General features: G+C 34.7%; 14 protein-coding genes and 1 riboswitch. Of the genes, 12 read left to right on the forward strand and 2 right to left on the reverse strand.

The features are described 5' to 3' along the window. Nucleotides 1-214 precede the first annotated feature (214 nt). From GON26_RS20225 to GON26_RS20235, 3 genes are all read left to right on the forward strand, one after another. On the forward strand, nt 215-1,111 hold the full coding sequence (locus tag GON26_RS20225) for a GLPGLI family protein (RefSeq protein ID WP_160376586.1): 897 nt from the start codon (nt 215-217) through the stop codon (nt 1,109-1,111). 31 nt (nt 1,112-1,142) lie between these two features. Then, nucleotides 1,143-3,830 carry a TonB-dependent receptor gene (locus tag GON26_RS20230; protein WP_160376587.1) on the forward strand — a complete coding sequence of 896 codons (2,688 nt, stop codon included), beginning with the start codon at nt 1,143-1,145 and terminating at the stop codon, nt 3,828-3,830. Between the two features lie 770 nt (nt 3,831-4,600). Beyond that, the gene (locus GON26_RS20235; protein WP_160376588.1) at nt 4,601-6,847 is read left to right on the forward strand and encodes a hypothetical protein; all 2,247 of its coding nucleotides are present in this window, start codon (nt 4,601-4,603) and stop codon (nt 6,845-6,847) included. 77 nt (nt 6,848-6,924) lie between these two features. On the opposite strand, the gene metK is transcribed toward GON26_RS20235, so the two are convergent. Further along, complete coding sequence (gene metK, locus GON26_RS20240; protein WP_160376589.1) at nt 6,925-8,175, reverse strand: methionine adenosyltransferase; 1,251 nt, start codon at nt 8,173-8,175, stop codon at nt 6,925-6,927. 937 nt (nt 8,176-9,112) lie between these two features. On the opposite strand from metK, the gene GON26_RS20245 reads away from it, so the two are divergent. From GON26_RS20245 to GON26_RS20285, 9 genes are all read left to right on the forward strand, one after another. Continuing rightward, the gene (locus GON26_RS20245; protein WP_160376590.1) at nt 9,113-9,304 is read left to right on the forward strand and encodes a hypothetical protein; all 192 of its coding nucleotides are present in this window, start codon (nt 9,113-9,115) and stop codon (nt 9,302-9,304) included. A gap of 111 nt (nt 9,305-9,415) precedes the next feature. Further along, nucleotides 9,416-10,717 carry an O-acetylhomoserine aminocarboxypropyltransferase/cysteine synthase family protein gene (locus GON26_RS20250; RefSeq protein WP_160376591.1) on the forward strand — a complete coding sequence of 434 codons (1,302 nt, stop codon included), beginning with the start codon at nt 9,416-9,418 and terminating at the stop codon, nt 10,715-10,717. Between the two features lie 690 nt (nt 10,718-11,407). Next, on the forward strand, nt 11,408-11,614 hold the full coding sequence (locus GON26_RS20255) for a hypothetical protein (protein WP_160376592.1): 207 nt from the start codon (nt 11,408-11,410) through the stop codon (nt 11,612-11,614). 188 nt (nt 11,615-11,802) lie between these two features. Then, a riboswitch (SAM riboswitch) is annotated at nt 11,803-11,911 on the forward strand. Nucleotides 11,912-11,991: 80 nt separating this feature from the next. Next, entirely contained in the window at nt 11,992-12,975 is a 984-nt protein-coding gene (locus GON26_RS20260; protein WP_230407975.1) for an alpha/beta fold hydrolase, read from the forward strand. Between the two features lies 1 nt (nt 12,976). After that, entirely contained in the window at nt 12,977-15,391 is a 2,415-nt protein-coding gene (thrA, locus tag GON26_RS20265) for a bifunctional aspartate kinase/homoserine dehydrogenase I (protein ID WP_160376594.1), read from the forward strand. Nucleotides 15,392-15,727: 336 nt separating this feature from the next. Continuing rightward, a complete protein-coding gene (locus GON26_RS20270; protein ID WP_160376595.1) occupies nt 15,728-16,159 on the forward strand; it encodes an OsmC family protein in 432 nt (143 codons plus the stop codon). A gap of 150 nt (nt 16,160-16,309) precedes the next feature. Beyond that, entirely contained in the window at nt 16,310-17,482 is a 1,173-nt protein-coding gene (locus GON26_RS20275; RefSeq protein ID WP_160376596.1) for a trans-sulfuration enzyme family protein, read from the forward strand. Nucleotides 17,483-17,666: 184 nt separating this feature from the next. Beyond that, entirely contained in the window at nt 17,667-18,167 is a 501-nt protein-coding gene (locus GON26_RS20280; protein WP_160376597.1) for an RDD family protein, read from the forward strand. A gap of 181 nt (nt 18,168-18,348) precedes the next feature. Then, nucleotides 18,349-18,759 carry an RrF2 family transcriptional regulator gene (locus GON26_RS20285; protein WP_160376598.1) on the forward strand — a complete coding sequence of 137 codons (411 nt, stop codon included), beginning with the start codon at nt 18,349-18,351 and terminating at the stop codon, nt 18,757-18,759. Nucleotides 18,760-18,763: 4 nt separating this feature from the next. On the opposite strand, the gene GON26_RS20290 is transcribed toward GON26_RS20285, so the two are convergent. Then, nucleotides 18,764-19,546 (reverse strand): sulfite exporter TauE/SafE family protein, encoded by a 783-nt coding sequence (locus GON26_RS20290; RefSeq protein ID WP_160376599.1) that lies wholly within the window; start codon nt 19,544-19,546, stop codon nt 18,764-18,766. Nucleotides 19,547-19,707: the final 161 nt, after the last annotated feature.

Raw genomic sequence — 19,707 nt, forward strand, 5'->3', positions numbered from 1 at the left:
TTTTGAGTTCAATAGACTATGTTTTCTATGTGTTAAAAATAATTTCACCCAACGGGTTAGTATATCTTAAACCTTTTCAAATTGTTTTGGTCTTACAAAGAACCGATTTTGTATAGTACATGTGGGGATTAATCTATTTCACTTTCAGTATCTTAAAATTAATAATACATTTGACTGTGCGTTTTATCCTATTTCAAAAAAATAAATCATAAAAATGAAAAAGACATTATTTTATTTGCTTTCAATAGTTGCTTTTGGTCAGGTTCAGGCTCAAAAAGATTTTCAGGGAATGGCTGTTTACGAGTCTAAAACCCAGGCACCAAAACTGGAAGGAATGCGAGGCGGCAATCGTGATATTACGCCGGAAATGCAGAAAAGCATAGAGGAACGAATGAAACAAATACTGGAAAAAACGTTTATTCTAAATTTTGATAAGTCGGCTTCGATTTATAAAGAAGAAGAGAAATTAGAAAATCCAGGACAGCAGGGTGGCGGTATGCGCATCATGATGAACTCCATGATGGGTGGCGGTGGCACTTTTTATAAAGATGTAAAAGCGAAAAAATATATTGTTGATAAGGAATTTATGGGGAAAGAGTTTTTAGTAGTGGATTCTTTGCCAAAATTAAACTGGAAGTTAGAACAGGAAACCAAACAAATTGGCGGTTATACCTGTTATAAAGCGACTGCCGTCAGAGAAGCAAGCAAAGCAGATTTCAGGAACTTTAGACCTAAAAAAGAAGAAGATAAGAAGGAAGATGCTAAAAAAGAAACCTCGGAAAAGACAACCAATTTTGAGGATAACTTCGAAATGCCAAAGGAAATTACAGTAACAGCATGGTACTCACCGGAAATTCCGGTTAATCAGGGACCAGAAAATTATTGGGGATTGCCAGGTTTGATTTTGGAAGTAAATGATGGTAAAACCGTTATTTTATGTTCGAAAATTGTTTTGAATGCGAAGGAAAAAGTTGCCATCAAAGCACCTACAAATGGCAAGGAAGTTACGCAGAAGGAATATGAAGAAATAGTAATAAAAAAAATGGAAGAGTTTAGAGAGATGAACCGTGGGCGTGGCGGTAATATGGGGCCAACAATGATTAGACGATAATTATTAGTGCTTTAATTTTAGACTTTTTTCGATGAAAAAAATACTTCTGTTACTGATTTTTTGGATCAGTTCTGCCTCGTTTTCCCAAAGTATCCGTTTTGATGGTTTTATTCAGGACGGAGAAAAAAATCCGTTAGAGATGGCCAATATTATGGCGGTAAACAATGCTTCAAAAGCAATGGATTCTTATGGGATTACGAATGATAAAGGGAAGTTTCAGCTAACGTTGAAACCCAATACAGCTTATACGATTAAGATTAGCTACCTCGGAATGAAATCGAAAGAAATCGCCATTACAACACAATCGGAGAACATCTCGCAAACCATCTTGATGGATGATGCCGGAATTGAACTGGAAGGCGTAGAAATTGTACGCGAAATGCCTGTTTCGATAAAGGGAGATACGATTGTTTATAATGCAGATTCTTTTAAATCCGGAACTGAGAGAAAACTGGAAGATGTTCTTAAAAAATTGCCGGGAGTTGAGGTTAATGCTGATGGCGAAATAGAGGTTGAAGGCAAAAAAGTCAGTAAATTAATGGTGGAAGGCAAAGATTTTTTTGATGGAGATACCAAATTAGGTGTCAAAAATATTCCTGCAGATGCGATTGATAAAATACAGGTTTTACGAAATTATAATGAAATAGGAGCCTTAAAAGGTTTAGAGAACGATCAGGATAATGTGGCGATGAATATCAAACTGAAAGAAGGAAAGAAGAACTTCTGGTTTGGCGATATGACGGCCGGAATTGGTGTGGGTCAGCTGGATAGCCGGTATGTCATCAATCCGAAATTGTTTTATTACAGCCCTAAATACAGTATCAATCTGATTACGAATTTTAATAATATTGGCGAATTACCGCTCACCGCACAGGATTATTTTAAGTTCACCGGAGGATTTCGAAATATGATGAAAAAGGGCGGAAGCAATTTTAATATTTCTTCGAACGATATCGGAATTTCGCTTTTGAGAAACAACCGCGCCAAGGAAATTGAGACGCAGTTTGGCGCGACCAATTTTGCCTATTCGCCTACCAAAAATTGGAATCTTAGTGGTTTTGGGATTCTTTCTTCCTCCAAAACCGATTTAGAAACCAAATCTCAAACTACGATTCTGGACTCAGGAGATCAGCAAAAAAGAGACGAATTGACCCATCAGAAAAATAATCTGGGGCTTTTTAAATTAAGTTCGAGTTACAAACCCAATTCGAAATTGCAGTTTGATTATGATATTTTGTCTAAGATTACCAAACAGGATGAGATCACGGATTTGTTAAGAGAATCTGTGGTGCAAAATGTAACCGCAACAGAAAGTATTTTTACCAATAAAAAACAAGATCCGATCTCAGTCAATCAGGATTTGAGTTTGTATTATACCCAAAGCGATAAAAATATTTTTGCTTTTGAAATGCAGCATTTGTATCAGGACGAAAACCCTTTTTACAACGCCAATCTGCAATCACAGCCTTTTGATTTGTCCGGCTATACGCCAGGACAGGAAAGAAACGACCTGAATCAGAATCGCTTTGTGAAGACGAATAAAACAGATGCAAAACTGGATTACTATTATATGGTTACGCCAAAAAGCAATATCAATATTACAGTAGGCAATACCTATTCGTACCAAAATTTCGATTCACATATTTTTCAAATGTTGGATAATGGAAATAGAAATGATTTAAATGATTCCAAAAATAACAATGATGTCAACTATAAATTCAATGATGCTTTTTTAGGATTTCATTATAAAATTCTAACAGGAAAATTTACCTTGACACCGGGTGTTAGTCTGCATTCTTATACCATGACCAACACGCAGTCAGGAACAGATTATTCGCAAAAATTCACTAAAATTTTACCAGATTTCTTCGCTTTGTATCAAATCAAAAAAGCAGAAACTTTGACGTACAATTTTTCATTGTCCAATGATTTTACCGATATCAATCAGTTAGCGGCAGGTTATGTTTTGTCGGACTACAGTAGCTTGTTCAGAGGAAATCGTACCTTGGAAAATGCCACTTCGCAAGTGCATACGCTGCGGTATTTTAAATACAATATGTTCAACTTCGAGAATATTTTTGCGAATGCGACTTATACTAAAAAGGTCGATGCCATAAAAACGGAAGCTGAATTTACAGGGATTAACCAATCATCGGTTCCTTATAATTCTAATTTGGCTGATGAAACCTTGTCCGGAATGGGAAGTTATGGCCGTTCGTTTCTTAAAAATTATAAAGCTTCTGTAAATGCGAGTTTAAATTGGTCAAAATTCAATAATATTCAAAACAATATAGGATCGACCACAGAAAGTTTTAGTCAGAGTTATACCGTAAAAGCTTCTACAAATTATAAAAACATGCCCAATATCGAATTGGGTTATAATGCTTTAATCAATAAATACAGTGGCTCGACGTATATCACGGATAAACCTTTTGCCCGATTGGATTATTATTTTTGGGATAGTTTTTCTTTTGTTTCAGAGTATGAATTTTATCATTATTACAGTACAAACAAAACTGTTGATAACGAATATGATTTTCTGAGTGCGAGTTTGATTTACCAGAAAAAAGACAGTAAGTGGGAATATAAAGTCTCCGCTACGAACTTACTCAATACGACTTATCTTAATGATGACAGCTTTTCACAGTTTTCTACGCGTGTTTCTCAATACACGGTGCAGCCTCGTTACATCATCTTTTCAATGAAATATAATTTGTAAGCCGTTCAGTACTATAAAAATACTGGTCTGAACGCAAACTTTTACGTCCGGGATGTGAAATTTCACATCGCTGACGTGAAACTTTACATCCCGGACGTGAAATTTCACGTTCCGGACGTGAACGTTTAGGTTGCTGACGTGAAATTTCACATCGCTGACGTGAAACTTCACATCACGGACGTGAAATTTCACGTTCCGGACGTGAACGTTTAGGTTGCTGACGTAAAATTTCACATCGCCGACGTGAAACTTCACATCACGGACGTGAAATTTCACGTTCCGGATGTGAAATTTCGGGATGGGACAAAATTTTGTGTAAACGCTAAAACTTCTTATGAAACCGAGTGCCGCGTGAGGGATTGAGCTAAGCTACCGAAGTAGCAGTGAAAGCCCGACAGCATCCCGGTAAGAGGGCGAATAACCGCAAGCTGGATTTGCCCTCTTACCGGGATGGTGGCACGCCCTGATGGCGAAACCTATACTTTGTTAACATAGTGGCTGTTTGTTGTATTAGGCCTGACCATAAAATTATAATTTTTTAAAAATAGGGGAGTAGTCATTAGATTGTGTAAACTCAAAAAAAGGGAAGCTGTCGAAATGCTGAAAAAGAACTTGTAAGCTGCCTCTCCTAATTTGATTTCGACACTAAATCGGTAGTATCTCTAATAGTTAATTTATAGTATTTTCTGTATGAAATAAAATTTTTGAAGGCTTGTTTTTAAAAAGGATTAAAATATCTTTGTTTGCTATTAACGTTGAACATTTTGAACATGCAAAAACTGGTATTTGGATTAATGAGTGTATTTTGTATAGGTTTTACCTCTTTTTCTCAAACAAAATCTATTGAAAAAGGAACTTATATTTCTGCAAGTAAGGGCCAAAAAATTAAGCTTAACTTATTGGATGATAATAAATACGAATTAGTATTCTATTCTGGAGAGTACGAAATAAAAGGCGACTCGCTGTTGTTTAAAAATCAGCAAAAAACGGCTGATGTTTTTGAGTTGACTTATTCGAAAGATAAAAGCATAAAATCCAAGAAGGTAAAAATTAAGTTTATAGATGCGTATTATTCTTTTTACTTAGGAACACAAACCGGAACGCAGGATGTGGAATATCAAAAAATTAAAATTGATTATAATATTAATCCAGACCAAACTGATGTGACGGTAGAAATTGAAAGATCAGATTTTATATATCTGGTTTATGAAGGGTATGATGGCGCAGGCAGTGTTGCAAAATATGCGTTGCCAAAGGATATCAATGATGTTGCTGTAAAATATACTCCTGACCTTATGGGAGATTTGAAGATTAGTGGGTATTTTGATTCTAAAACGAACGAGTTGACTTTGGGCGAAAAAGCGGGAAAAAATCCTTTGGTTTTTCGATCTGAAAAAGAGGCTTCTACTTCGGTTTCGAATTCTAAAATTATGCCCTTAGAATCTTTGGTTATCCCAAATTGGACCTATCCGGGGAAAGAGCCTTTGATTCAGGATGATTTTGGTTCAGAGGTTGTTGTTGATACGACTGTTTACCCTCCGCTCTCACAGGAGGATGTGCCTGCAAAAGTTGATTTTAAATTGAAAATCGAAAACAATTTAAAAGAAGCAATTGCGATGACTAAAAAAGTGCCGGGTAAATATCTTGTGGTGTATTCGAATGCTAAAAACATTGCTGTTAAAGAGGAGTTTGAGACTTTTATAAAAGATCAGGAAATACAGGTTGGGTATAATTTTTATGATGGCTACAGACCAGAATTAGATCGTTATAATTTTTATTTAGCCTCTAAAGACGATAAAAAATGGTTGAAAAACAATACGATAGAAGATGATCCCACGATTGTTATTTTGGATGGAGAAGGGCGTATTTTGGCGAAAGCCAAAGCAACTCTAGAAAGCAAAGGCTATCAGTTTAGTTACGTAGATCAGGTATGCAAAGATTTAGACCGGAATGTTGCTGTCTATGCTTTTTATAAAGTTATATCAGATAAGAAAAGTACAGATGCCAGTTTGATTACTGCTTTTAATAAAGTGTCTGCGCTGGAATTGCCCTATAGTTATGATACACAATATACAGTTGCAGAAAATGAAAATTCGGGCGATTTTAAAATTGATTTTCCAAAACTGGATAAAAAGGAAGTTTCGCAAAGATGGTATAATTTGGTTGCAGCACATCAAAAGGATGTAAAACCCAATATGTATCTGGTAGAAACTATTTTAAAAGAAATAAAAAACATCGGATTTACAAAGCAGCTCTTTAAAGAAGAAAAGGTGCTGAACGATGCTGATTTTTTAGCCATTGATTATGTGATAAAACACGCAGCTGTAATAGAAACAGAAAGACAGGCGTTTAACACGAATACAGATGAAATTCATGCTGTTGGAAATATAAGTTCTGAAATTTCGAAAGCTTTTTATAGTGAGAATTATTATAGTGAATTTACGGGTGAGAAAATCGGGAAACAAGATCAGAAAAAGGTAGCCAGTGTTTACAAGAAATTAATCGCAAATGGAAATGGTACTTTTAATTCGTATAAAAGCTATTTAAACTATTTGAAATCAGTGTCAGCCACAAGCGAAATCGACTCTGATTATTTGAAGGAGTTTGATCCTTTTTTTACGCAATTTTTATCTTTAGAAAATGGTAACGCCTTTGAACAGTTAGACAAACTGCTGGAAAGTATGGATGCAGGCAGTGAAGGGTATCACGACAGCTGGATTTCTTTTAAGGAGACTTGTTCGTATATGTGCAACGAAAGTGCCTGGTCGGTAGTGGTAAAACCCGAGCATGCAAATTTCCTTAAAAATGCCATTAATTGGTCGGAATATAGTTTGGTGATTAATAAAAATAACCCTTACTATTTAGACACGCTGGCGCAGTTGTATTATTTAGATGGCCAAAAAGAAAAAGCCATCAAAACACAGGAGCAAGCCTTAAAATATGTAGAAGCTGTAGATGAATTATCCTTAGCTGATATGAAAGAGGTTCTGGAAAAAATGCAAAACGGAACGTATTAAGGTTTTCTTTTATCCAATAAAAAGGGCTTTCTAAAATTTTAGAAAGCCCTTTTTGTATATAAATGTTTTAGATTGAATTACAATCCGAAAGCAGTTTTTACCTGGTCAACAAAATCAAGTTTTTCCCATGTAAACAATTCTACAGTAACTGTTTTTTCGTTTCCACCTGGTGCAGAGAACGTTTTAGTAACCGTTTCTGGTTTACGTCCCATGTGTCCGTAAGCAGCAGTTTCGCTATAAATTGGGTTTCTTAATTTAAGACGTTGTTCGATAAAGTAAGGACGCATATCAAAGATCGCTTCTACTTTTTTAGCGATTTCACCGTTTGTTAAGTTTACTTTTGAAGTTCCGTAAGTATCAATGAAGATTCCCATTGGCTCAGCCACTCCAATTGCATACGATACCTGTACTAAGATTTCGTCAGCAACACCTGCAGCAACTAAGTTTTTAGCGATATGACGCGTTGCATAAGCAGCACTTCTATCTACTTTACTTGGGTCTTTTCCAGAGAATGCACCACCACCGTGAGCTCCTTTTCCACCGTAAGTGTCAACAATGATTTTTCTTCCTGTAAGACCAGTATCTCCGTGAGGACCTCCAATTACGAATTTTCCTGTTGGGTTAATATGGTAGTTGATTTTATCATTGAATAAATGAGCGTGAGCCGGATTTTTTGCAATGATTCTTGGAATCAAAATATCGATAATGTCTTTTTTGATTTTAGCCAGCATTGTAGCCTCTTCATCAAAATCATCGTGTTGTGTCGAGATAACAATCGCATCAATACGGGTTGGTTTGTTATCATCGCTATATTCTAAAGTTACCTGTGATTTTGCATCAGGACGCAAATAGGTAATTTCTTTGTTTTCACGTCTTAAAATAGCTAATTCCTGCAATAATTTATGCGATAAATCAAGTGCTAATGGCATGAAGTTTTCGGTTTCGTTTGTAGCGTAACCAAACATCATTCCCTGGTCTCCGGCACCTTGCTCTTCTGGCTTAGCTCTGTCAACCCCTTGGTTAATATCTGCAGATTGTTCGTGAATTGCTGATAAAATTCCACAAGAATTTGCCTCAAACATATACTCACTTTTAGTATATCCGATTTTACGGATTACCTCGCGGGCAATTTGCTGCACATCAAGATACGTATTCGATTTTACTTCACCAGCCAAAATTACCTGACCAGTTGTAACCAACGTTTCACAAGCTACTTTTGAGTCAGCATCAAATGCCAAAAAGTTATCAATTAATGCATCCGAAATTTGATCTGCAACTTTGTCTGGATGCCCTTCACTAACAGATTCTGACGTAAATAAATAAGCCATAATAATTTATTAAATTAAAATTAATTCGAGGAAAAACAATTGCTGGTAAAGGCTAAAGGAGAATTTCTGCTTTAGCATTTTTTACTACTGAAGTTAAAATCTTCAGTATTCATAACGAATCATTTCATTATGAAGAGGTTGCAATCAGTTCAAATTTTTCCTCTGTATTCGCGTGCAAAGGTATGAAACCATTTTGATTTGCAAATTAAAGTTCAGTTTTTTTTAATTTTATAAACATAAATTTAACATAATATACTAATCTGATAGGGTAATGGAAATTATTTTGCTTTTTGTTTGGTGGTTTCAAAAAAAGTTCTCAAATTTGCCAAACAAAAGAATAAGAAAATGAATTTAACTGCTAAAAATATGTGCTGCATGATGTCGGAAACTTCCGCAGAGCGCGCTATTGTTTAGTACTTAAATCTAAAAATAACAATAAAACCTCTGCAATTCGCGGAGGTTTTTTTTTGAATCAAATCGAAAAAAAATAAACCATATAAGTCATATAAGAGAATATAAGTTTTATGTTTAAAGAAAAGCTAAAAGAACTTATAAGACTTATATGGTAAAAGAAAAAAATAAACCATATAAGTCATATAAGAGAATATAAGTTTTATGTTTAAAGAAAAGCTAAAAGAACTTATAAGACTTATATGGTAAAAGAAAAAAATAAACAAAAGAAGTCTATAAGATAATATCAGTTTTATGTTTAAAGAAAAGCTAAATAAACTTATATGACTTATATGGTGAGAAGAAAAAAAATGAATAAATCAGTAGTAAATAAAATGATGATGTGTTGTAAGATGTGTATGTGCGTCCCAATTTGCTGTTGCCGAAAGTGAAAGATGAAATCTTTGTTATAGTTTCCTAACTATAAGCCCTTTTGGTAGCCATCCGAAAGGGCTTTTTTTATTTCCTTAATTAAAAATTTAAAATCATGAAAATCATATATAAAATCTCAAAAATAGTTCAGTCCATTCTAAGAACGAACCCGTCAAAACAAATTGCTAATCTTATTCAAAACCAAACTATAAAACTAAAACATTTAAAAGGTGAAATACATTCTGGAGGATCAAATTCCTTGTTGTTTCAGATGTATGCCCACGAAGAAGAAGATCTTTTTATTTAAAGCAATATCAAAAATCAATATCAATGTCAATATCAAAAGTCAATATCAATATCAAAAGTCAATTTTAATCTCAATTTTAAAATATTAACAATATCTAAAAACTAAGAAATCATGAGTACACAAAAATTTGCAACAAACGCATTACACGCAGGACACGATGTTACTAAAAACGCAGGAACAAGAGCAGTGCCAATTTATCAAACATCATCGTATGTATTTAACAACTCAGACCACGCTGCTAATTTATTTGGTCTAGCCGAAGCGGGTTTTATCTACACCCGATTAAATAACCCGACAAACGATGTGCTGGAGCAACGACTGGCTTCGCTCGAAGGCGGAATTGGAGCTGTAGTGACGGCATCAGGAGCTTCGGCTATTTCGACCACTTTCCTGACTTTGCTAAAAGCAGGTGACCATATTGTAGCTTCGAACAGTTTGTATGGCGGAACTTATAATTTATTAAAAGTGACCTTACCGCGTTTAGGAATTACGACAACTTTTGTTGATCCTTCGAAACCTGAGAATTTTACCAAAGCGGCCAAAGAAAACACAAGAGCTTTTTTTGTAGAATCTTTAGGAAACCCAAAATTGGATGTTCTGGATTTGAAAGCAATTGGTGAGCAGGCCAAAAACTTCAAAGTGCCTTTTATTGTAGATAATACGGTAGCAACACCTTATTTATTAAACCCAATTGAGCATGGGGCAAACATTGTAATTCATTCGCTTACCAAATATATTTCCGGAAACGGAACCTCATTAGGCGGCGTTATTATCGATGCCGGAACATTTGACTGGTCAAACGGAAAATTCCCTGAATTTACAGAACCTTCAGCCGGATATCACGGATTAGTTTATCATGAAGCATTAGGAAATGCGGCTTTTATTGCTAAAGTGAGAATCGAAGGATTGCGTGATTTTGGAGCGGCTTTGAGTCCGTTTAATGCTTTTCAAATTATTCAGGGATTAGAAACTCTGCCAATCCGAATTAAGAAACACAGCGAAAATGCTTTGGCTCTTGCCGAATGGTTAGAGAAACAAGATGAGGTGGTTTGGGTGAATTATCCAGGATTAAAATCGAATAAATATTACGATCTGGCTCAGGAATATTTACCAGAAGGACAAAGCGGAATCATCACTTTTGGATTAAAAGGCGGTTTTGAAGCGGCCAAAAAAGTGGTTGATGAAACCAAATTGTTTTCGCTTTTAGCGAATATTGGCGATACAAAATCATTGATTATTCATCCGGCAAGCACCACGCATCAGCAATTGTCTGACGAGGAACAGCTGGAAACGGGAGTTTCAAAGGATTTGGTCCGACTTTCTGTAGGGATCGAAGATATAGACGATTTAATTGATGATTTGAAAAAGGTTTTCGAAAGTGTTACACAGTCGCAATACAGTCTTAAAAATTAGTTTTTTTTGTTTTTTGTTTGAAAAATTGCCTTTAGTGACGTGAGTTTTGCTAAGGGTAATTTTTTTTCTTAAAAAGTTCTTTGATAAATTGATTTGTGGAGATAATTTTAAAGATAATCAGTATAAAAAACTCGTAAGTTTTGCCTTATTTATAGAAGCAGAAGTTTTTGTAAGATGTTTTTTAACGTTAAAATGTATTTTTTGTCGATTTTTAGGATTAATTTATTGAAATTCATTTGTGTAAGAAAAAAATTATTTGCATATTTGTTAAACCCAAAAGCTACTATAATGATGCAGATACAATTAAATGTCAACAAGATGTGTTATGCCATTTCGGATAAAACCGTTGGGTCGTTTATTGCTTAAAAATTGTCAGACAATATTTAATATAGCAAAGCCTCCCAAAAACAAATGGGAGGCTTTTTAAATTTACAGAAATGCAGGAATTTTTTAAAATAAAAGATAAATCACAGATGAAGAAATTACAGATGAACCAGATGTTTAACGTCGCGCTTATTTGCGTATGCGTCTGTTGATATCCAAAAGAATAATGAGTTTATAACTTAAACCCTTTTGATATCAGAATCAAAAGGGTTTTTTTATTTCATTGGTTTGATTTAACAAAAAGATAAATTAATAATAAACTTAACACAATAACACATTTATAAATACCACTAAACTAACGTACTTATGAAAACATTAAACTACTTCTCAAGAACATTTTCTGCAATCAGAAATTTTAGGACAAAAGTAAATAACTTGCCGCCGCCAGTAAATGAATTGGTTCACCCTAGATTTGGGTTAACAGCTACAGGAGATAAAAATGCGCAAACAAAAGCGCCCAACTCATTACTTTTTTTGATGTATTCAAAAGAAAATGAAAATCTTTTTATTTAAATCAAAAGACATCATACAATAGGGGCAAACCTACTTAAATTTACTGGGCAAATTGTTCGGTAAATTTCTGCGTACACTGGTTTTTGGATTCATAAATAAATAAGAAACAAAACAAACTGTTGAGATAAATTTGTTTGTTTAAGAAAATAGTAGTTAATTTGCACCATTAAGTTCAGAAACGTATTGAAATGTTATAAAGAAAGGACGAGGGATTAGACCCGATGAATCCTTAGCAACCCTTCGGTAAAGCGAAGAAGGTGCTGCATTCTACCACGCCCAAACGTGGAAAGATAACAACAAGAATTTTTCTAGTTTCCTGCTAGTTTTTTCTTTCTAATATTTCCAGATACAAATCAAATAATACAACAGATTTGAAATTGGAAAATATACCAAACCCTATAATTATACAAAATTTCATCACCGAAAGTGGTGCATCATATCCTACTTTGCCTTTAAGTTTTGCACTTTTTGGCTTGCCGTTGCATACAGCTCCAGTTGTTTTGGTCAATCATGCCCTAACCGGAAATGCTCAGGTAACCGGTGAAAATGGCTGGTGGAATGACTTAATTGGCGAAGGAAAAACAATAGACACTACACAATACACCATTTTATCATTCAACGTTCCAGGTAATGGAAATGATACTTTCGTAATCGAAAATTATCAGGATTTTACCACTCGGGATGTAGCTAAAATTTTTCTTCAGGGAATTAAAGCTTTGAATGTGGAGCAGGTTTACGCCATCATTGGAGGTTCTGTTGGTGGAGGAATTGCCTGGGAAATGCTGGCTTTAGAACCTAACATTACCCAACATTTAATCCCGATTGCGACCGACTGGAAATCGACTGACTGGATGATTGCCAATTGTTTTCTACAGGAACAAATTCTGAATAATTCATCAAAACCTATTGAAGATGCCCGTATTCACGCGATGTTGTGTTACCGTTCTCCCGAATCATTCAAAGAGAAATTTCAACGTACTGTAAACGAAAATCTGAATATTTTCAATATCGAAAGCTGGCTGGCGCATCACGGAGATAAATTACAAAAAAGATATCAATTGGCTTCTTATAAACTCATGAACCAATTGCTCAAAACCATAGATATTACCAGAAATAAAGAGGATTTCGAAACTTTAATAACAAAAACAAAAGCAGCGATTCACATTATCGGAATCAATTCGGACTTGTTTTTTACAGCAAAAGAGAATCGGGAAACTTTCGAAGAATTAAAAAAGTTCAAAGAAAATGTTTTTTACAGCGAAATAGATTCGGTACACGGACATGACGCTTTTTTAATCGAGTACAAACAATTAGATCATTTACTTGCCGATATTTTTAAGGCAGAAACAATAAAAAATTAAAATGAAAATATTAAAATTTGGAGGTAAATCATTATCAAACGGAGAAGGATTAAACAAAGTTGTCCAGATAATTACAGATAAAGTACAACAGGGAGAAAAAATTGCTGTAGTAGTTTCGGCACGTGGAAATGCTACAGATGAATTAGAATATATTCTGAAAATTGCGGCCAAAAACGGTGATTATAAAAGATTATTAGAAAATTTTAAAGTTTACCAGGTTTCAGATTATCCACAAGTTGATTTGTCTGAAGAGTTTACCATTTTAGACAAACTTTTTGAAGGAGTAAGCCTGATTGGTGATTACAGCAATAAAATAAAAGATCAGATTTTATCGAAAGGAGAATTGCTTTCGGCTAAATTATTGACCGCTATTTTGGTTGAAAAAGGCATTCCGGCCAATTTCGCAGATTCAAGAGAATTACTGAAAACCGACTCTAAATTTGGAGATGCTCAGCCTTTGGAACAACTTTCAAAGAAAAATGTTGTCAATTATTTTAAAGAACATAACGGATCAACAGTTAATATTATAACAGGTTTCATAGGTTCAAACAACAATAACGACACCACTACTTTAGGTAGAAACGGGAGTAATTATACGGCTTCGCTAATTGCGAATTACTTAAACGCAGAAGAACTTCAGAACTTTACGCACGTTGACGGAATTTATACAGCAAACCCGGATTTAGTGGCAGATGCTAAAAAAATTGAATATTTATCGTTTAATGAAGCAAACGAGTTGGCCAATTTTGGAGCGACAATTTTGCATGCCAAAACGATTATTCCGTTGTTGGAAAAAAATATTCCGCTTCGAATTTTGAACACATTCAATCATGAAAATCGTGGCACTTTAATCACTTCAGATGCTGCAAAAGAAGGAATCAAAACACTTTCGGTTCTGGAGAATGTTTCCCTTGTAAATCTTGAAGGTCGCGGATTACTTGGAAAAGCAGGTATTGATGCCAGAATTTTTAAGGTTATGGGCGATCATAATATTAGTGTTAGTATCATTTCGCAAGGATCTTCAGAAAGAGGAATTGGACTTGTGGTAGCGACTGAGAAAGCCACATTGGCGATGGTTGAATTGGAGAAAGAATTCGAAAATGACTTTTATTCAAAAGATGTAAATCAAATTACGGTAACGGATAATGTTTCGGTTATTTCGATTATTGGTCAGGATTTGAGCACTTTTCATAAGCCTTACACCGCATTAATTAAAAACAAAATTGTTCCGATTTTGTTCAATAACACGGTTACCGGTAAAAACGTGAGTTTGGTAGTGAAGAAATCAGAATTGAATAAAGCACTAAACGTAATTCACGGAGAGATTTTTGGTGTTTCTAAAAAAATCAATATTGCGATTTTTGGGCATGGATTGGTTGGTGGAACCTTAATCAATCAGATTTTAGAATCGGCAGCAGCGATTGAAAAACGTAAAGGCATTAAGCTGAATGTTTTTGCCATAGCGAATTCTAAAAAACTACTTTTAAATAAAAATGGCGTAACGGCTGACTGGAAAAATAGCATTCAAAAAGATGGTGCAGAGTACACGATAAAAGATATTATTGAGTACGCAGACAAGTATCATTTAGAAAATTTAATTGCGATCGATAACACAGCAAGTGCAACATTTGTAGAAAATTATATTCCGCTTGTCGAAAGCAGTTTCGACTTGATTTCTTCGAATAAAGTAGCCAATACATTGAGTTATGGTTTTTATAAAGAACTAAGAAAAGCATTAACGGATAATCAAAAGAATTATCTTTACGAAACGAATGTTGGAGCTGGATTACCATTGATTGATACCATAAAATTATTACACCTTTCGGGTGAAAATATCACTAAAATTAAAGGAGTTTTCTCCGGAACTTTGAGTTATTTATTTAATAATTTCTCTGCGAAAGACGTTCCGTTTAGCGAAATTTTGAAAGAAGCAATTGATAACGGATACACAGAACCAGATCCGCGTGAGGATTTATGCGGAAATGATGTGGGAAGAAAATTATTGATTCTGGCTAGAGAATTAGATTTGCAGAATGAGTTTGAAGAAATCTCGATTCAGAACTTGATTCCAGAGCATTTACGCGAAGGAAATGTTGCTGATTTCCTAACCAAACTAAAAGAATTCGACCCAATTTACGATAAAATAAAAGCAGATCAAAAACCAAATCACGTATTGAGATACATCGGTGAATTATCTGGAGATTTACAAAATGACAAAGGAAATCTGGAAGTAAAATTAGTTTCAGTGCCATCAGACACTGCCTTAGGCGGATTGAAAGGTTCTGATTCTTTCTTCGAAATTTACACAGAATCTTACGGAGATCGTCCAATAGTAATTCAGGGTGCCGGAGCAGGTTCTGCGGTAACAGCGAGAGGAGTTTTTGGAGATATTTTGAGATTATCGGATAAAGGTTAAAAAGGATTTTAGAATTTAGAGTTCAGATTTCTAAATCAATTGCAGTTTGTCATTTCGAGGGACGAGAAATCTCCGTAAGCAGCTCCGCAATGGGAAGACAATCTTTGTCGAGTTTCTCACGGAGATTTCTCGTCCCTCGAAATGACAAACTAGCCGATAACTTTCTTTTGAAAACGAATTTCCTAGCCCCGATAGAAGTGGAAATCCTTTTGTGGCGGGGTTCGCCACAAAAGATTGAAACGGATAGCGGGATTAGCTCCTGAAAAAAGATTTGGTTTTATCATAGAAATCGAAATGACAAGATTGCGGATAAAAATTAAAAAAAAGAAAAAAAACATGAAAGTAACATTAAACAGAGTAAACGACGCTTTTCATTTTAAAATAAAAAATGAGCGTGGACATGTAGTAGATGTTGATAGCAGAGCAGAATTTGGTGGAAGCGATTTAGGCGCAAGCCCAATGGAGTTAGTATTAATGGGAGTTGCAGGATGCAGCGCAATTGATATGATTTCGATTTTGAAGAAACAACGTCAGGAAATTACCTCTTTTAATGCTGAGGTAGAAGGCGAACGCGTTCAGATAGGTGAAGCAAAACCTTTTAAAGAAATCTTTGTGGTTTTTTATTTAGAAGGAACAATCAACGAAGAAAAAGCAGTTCGCGCCGCGCAGCTTTCTTTCGAGAAATATTGCTCAGTTGCCAAAACGGTTGAACCAACGGCGACCATAAAATACAAAGTTGTAGTAAACGGAGTGGAATTAGAAAATTAGAAAATGAGTCAATTAGAGAATTAGATAATTCTTGGTTAACTAATAAATAATGAAGAGCTTTTTAATAAGTAACGCTTTAAATTTCTTTGGTGAGACTCTGTGTTCACTTTGTGAATCTTTGTGAAATAGCTCTTTAAAACAAAAAATAAAATGAACGAACAAGATTTTGGTTTTGAAACACAAGCCATCAGAACCCATTTAGACAGAACGCAATTTCAGGAACATTCGACGCCATTATATTTGTCATCGAGCTTTGTATTTGAAGATGCCGAGGATATGAGAGCTTCTTTTACAGAAGAAAAAGAACGCAATATTTACAGCCGTTTTAGCAACCCGAATACTACTGAATTTGTAGATAAAGTTTGTGCAATGGAAGGTGCCGAAGCAGGTTATGCTTTTGCAACCGGAATGGCAGCCATTTATTCGACTTTTGCAGCTTTGCTAAATTCGGGAGATCATATCGTTTCTGCAGGAAGTGTTTTTGGTTCGACGCACGCGTTGTTTATGACTTATTTTCCTAAATGGAATATCGAAACGACTTATTTTGATATTAACAAACCAGAAACAATCGAAAGTTTCATCAAGCCAAACACCAAAATTTTATACGCCGAAACACCAACAAATCCTGGTGTAGATGTAGTTGATTTGGAGCTTTTGGGAGCTATTGCAAAAAAACACAATCTGATTTTGATAATCGATAACTGTTTTGCAACACCATATTTGCAGCAGCCTATTAAATACGGCGCGCATTTGGTCGTGCATTCGGCTACCAAATTAATGGATGGACAAGGACGTGTTTTAGGTGGAGTTGCTGTTGGAGAAGCAGAATTGATCCGAAAAATATATCTTTTTTCAAGAAATACGGGCCCAGCAATGTCGCCTTTTAATGCTTGGGTTTTATCTAAAAGTTTAGAAACTTTGGCCGTTCGTGTTGACAGACATTGCGAAAATGCTTTGAAAGTAGCCGAGTTTTTAGAAAGTCATCCTAATGTAAATAGTGTGAAATATCCTTTCCTGAAATCGCATCCAAAATATGAAATTGCCAAAAAACAAATGCGTTCAGGCGGTAATATTATTGCATTTGAAATCAAAGGCGGAATCGAAGCAGGAAGAGCATTTTTGGATAAAATAAAATTATGTTCACTTTCGGCAAATATTGGCGATGTAAAATCTATTGTAACTCATCCGGCATCTACAACTCACAGTAAATTATCTGTTGAAGAAAAACTAGCAGTAGGAATTACCGAAGGTTTAGTAAGGGTTTCTGTAGGTCTGGAAGATGTAAAAGACGTAATAGCCGATTTGAATCAGGCACTTTCTTAGACATTTTAGAATTTTATATTTCTGATTTTAGCTATTAGATTATAATTTAATAACGATTTTTAACTGTAATTTTTATACTGTTAAAAATCGTTATTTTTTTAGGATTTGTTTAAGTAAAAAGTATATTTTTGTCTAATAACCAAAACTATAAACTATTAATTATAAACTTAAAACCTATTACAACATGAGTAATTCTACTTACATTCTTGATGATACGTTATTAGCTTCAACAGGAAAAAGATTTCTAAATTATATTATCGATATTATTGTTTTTTTAATTGCAATGTATTCATTCGGAATTGTATTAGGCATCTTGATTGCTTTAGGAATGGAAAGCATACGAGAATGGATGTCTGGTCTGGGGGATTTAGGATGGAATTTGGTTGGAATTGTGATGTTAGTTAGCTATTATACTTTGACAGAAGGTTTTTTGGGAAGATCGGTAGGTAAGTTAATAACAGGAACTATTGTTGTTGATGAAAATGGGGAAAAAATAAATTTCGGATCAGCTTTTAAAAGAAGTTTATGTCGTCTGATTCCTTTTGATGGATTGTCTTTTTTAGGGAGTAGAGGATGGCATGATTCCATAACTGAGACTTATGTAGTTGAGAAAAAATCTTTGGATGAAAGTTTAAAATTGTTTAAAGATTTTCAATTAATTGGAGTTCAGGAAGCAGAAGTTTAAACATTAATTGTTCATCTGAATGAAGCTTAAATAATTATTTGAATTAAGCTTCGTTCAGTCAGAATATTCAATAAATGAATTAGTTTAAATTAATTTTAGTAGTTTCGTACTATAAAATAATGATTCATTATAATGTGATTTGGGTTTCTAAAATCTAAAATCTAAAATCTAAAATTAGCTAATGCTTTCAAAGAAAACAAAATACGGAATAAAAGCTTTAACATTTTTGGCAAGACGCGAGAATAATGAACCTGTGCAAATTGCCGAAATTGCTAAGAGCGAACATATTTCGATAAAATTTTTAGAGAGTATTTTATTATTACTTAGAAATTCTGGATTTCTGGGTGCCAAAAAAGGAAAAGGCGGAGGCTACTACTTGATCAAAGACCCAAAAGAGATTAGTATGGCTCATGTGTACCGCATTCTCGAAGGCCCAATTGCGTTGTTGCCATGTGCAAGCCATAATTTTTATGAAAAATGTGACGACTGTGATGACGAAGCTAATTGCGCAGCTCGTCGCTTAATGACTGAGGTTAGGGATAATACGCTTAAAATTCTTGAGAGTAATTCCTTGGCAGATATTGCTTTTTAATAAATTAAAATATCAATTTATAGCCTACAAAGAATAACATTACAGCAATAGCGTTTCTTAAAATTAAATCAGGAACTTTTCCGCTTAACATACTTCCTAAGTAGATTCCTGGTAGGGATCCCATTAATAATTGACCTAAAAGGATTAAATCTAAATTTCCCATAGAAGCATGTCCTAAACCAGCAACCAGAGTTAGCGGAACTGCATGTGCAATTTCGGTTCCAACTAAACGTGGTGTTGGTAATAAGGGGTAGAGAAAAAATAAGGTAACCGTACCTAACGCTCCTGCACCAATAGAAGTTAGGGTTACAGTAGCTCCAAGCATTACGCCTATTGCTACTGTTAATGCGTTTTGTGTGTTGCTTTCACTATGAAATTTATCTCCAGCATGTTTTTGAGAAAAATTCAATAATTTCTTTTTAAATAAAATCGCTACAGAAGTAAAAAGTAAAGCCCATCCTAAACTGTACTTTATAACGGAATTTATGGTAGTTATATCGGTTTTGATGCTGTGCAGAATATATAAGGTAAGCATTGCTGCAGGAACACTTCCTAATGTTAGCCATCCAGTGATGGACCAGTTGATATTTTTTTTGCGGTGGTGAACAAATACACCTCCCATTTTGGTAAAAGCTGCGTACAATAAGTCTGTACCAACTGCTGTTGTAGGTGGAATACCAAACCATAATAAAATGGGTGTCATTAAAGAACCGCCGCCAACACCTGTTAGACCAACAACAAAACCAACTACCAGACCAGCAATGACTAAACCAATTTGAAAATCCATAAAAAAATATTTTGGGCAAAAATAACAACTATTTTATAATAATCCTATGGATTATGTAGAGATTAAAAAAGTTTTATAATTGTTTATTGATGAAGTTGGGTTTATAAGTCTGAATTACAGTGTTTTTAAGTGTTTTTTTGATTGTATTGTTTTTTTCGATT

The organism is Flavobacterium hydrocarbonoxydans (assembly GCF_009789235.1).
GTDB classification, from domain to species: domain Bacteria; phylum Bacteroidota; class Bacteroidia; order Flavobacteriales; family Flavobacteriaceae; genus Flavobacterium; species Flavobacterium hydrocarbonoxydans.

Excerpts from the sequence above, each read along its gene's own strand:
- GON26_RS20225 (WP_160376586.1), top strand. The coding sequence starts at position 215 with ATGAAAAAGACATTATTTTATTTGCTTTCAATAGTTGCTTTTGGTCAG.
- GON26_RS20230 (WP_160376587.1), top strand. The coding sequence starts at position 1,143 with ATGAAAAAAATACTTCTGTTACTGATTTTTTGGATCAGTTCTGCCTCG.
- GON26_RS20235 (WP_160376588.1), top strand. The coding sequence starts at position 4,601 with ATGCAAAAACTGGTATTTGGATTAATGAGTGTATTTTGTATAGGTTTT.
- metK (WP_160376589.1), bottom strand. The coding sequence starts at position 8,175 with ATGGCTTATTTATTTACGTCAGAATCTGTTAGTGAAGGGCATCCAGAC.
- GON26_RS20245 (WP_160376590.1), top strand. The coding sequence starts at position 9,113 with ATGAAAATCATATATAAAATCTCAAAAATAGTTCAGTCCATTCTAAGA.
- GON26_RS20250 (WP_160376591.1), top strand. The coding sequence starts at position 9,416 with ATGAGTACACAAAAATTTGCAACAAACGCATTACACGCAGGACACGAT.
- GON26_RS20255 (WP_160376592.1), top strand. The coding sequence starts at position 11,408 with ATGAAAACATTAAACTACTTCTCAAGAACATTTTCTGCAATCAGAAAT.
- thrA (WP_160376594.1), top strand. The coding sequence starts at position 12,977 with ATGAAAATATTAAAATTTGGAGGTAAATCATTATCAAACGGAGAAGGA.
- GON26_RS20270 (WP_160376595.1), top strand. The coding sequence starts at position 15,728 with ATGAAAGTAACATTAAACAGAGTAAACGACGCTTTTCATTTTAAAATA.
- GON26_RS20275 (WP_160376596.1), top strand. The coding sequence starts at position 16,310 with ATGAACGAACAAGATTTTGGTTTTGAAACACAAGCCATCAGAACCCAT.
- GON26_RS20280 (WP_160376597.1), top strand. The coding sequence starts at position 17,667 with ATGAGTAATTCTACTTACATTCTTGATGATACGTTATTAGCTTCAACA.
- GON26_RS20285 (WP_160376598.1), top strand. The coding sequence starts at position 18,349 with ATGCTTTCAAAGAAAACAAAATACGGAATAAAAGCTTTAACATTTTTG.
- GON26_RS20290 (WP_160376599.1), bottom strand. The coding sequence starts at position 19,546 with ATGGATTTTCAAATTGGTTTAGTCATTGCTGGTCTGGTAGTTGGTTTT.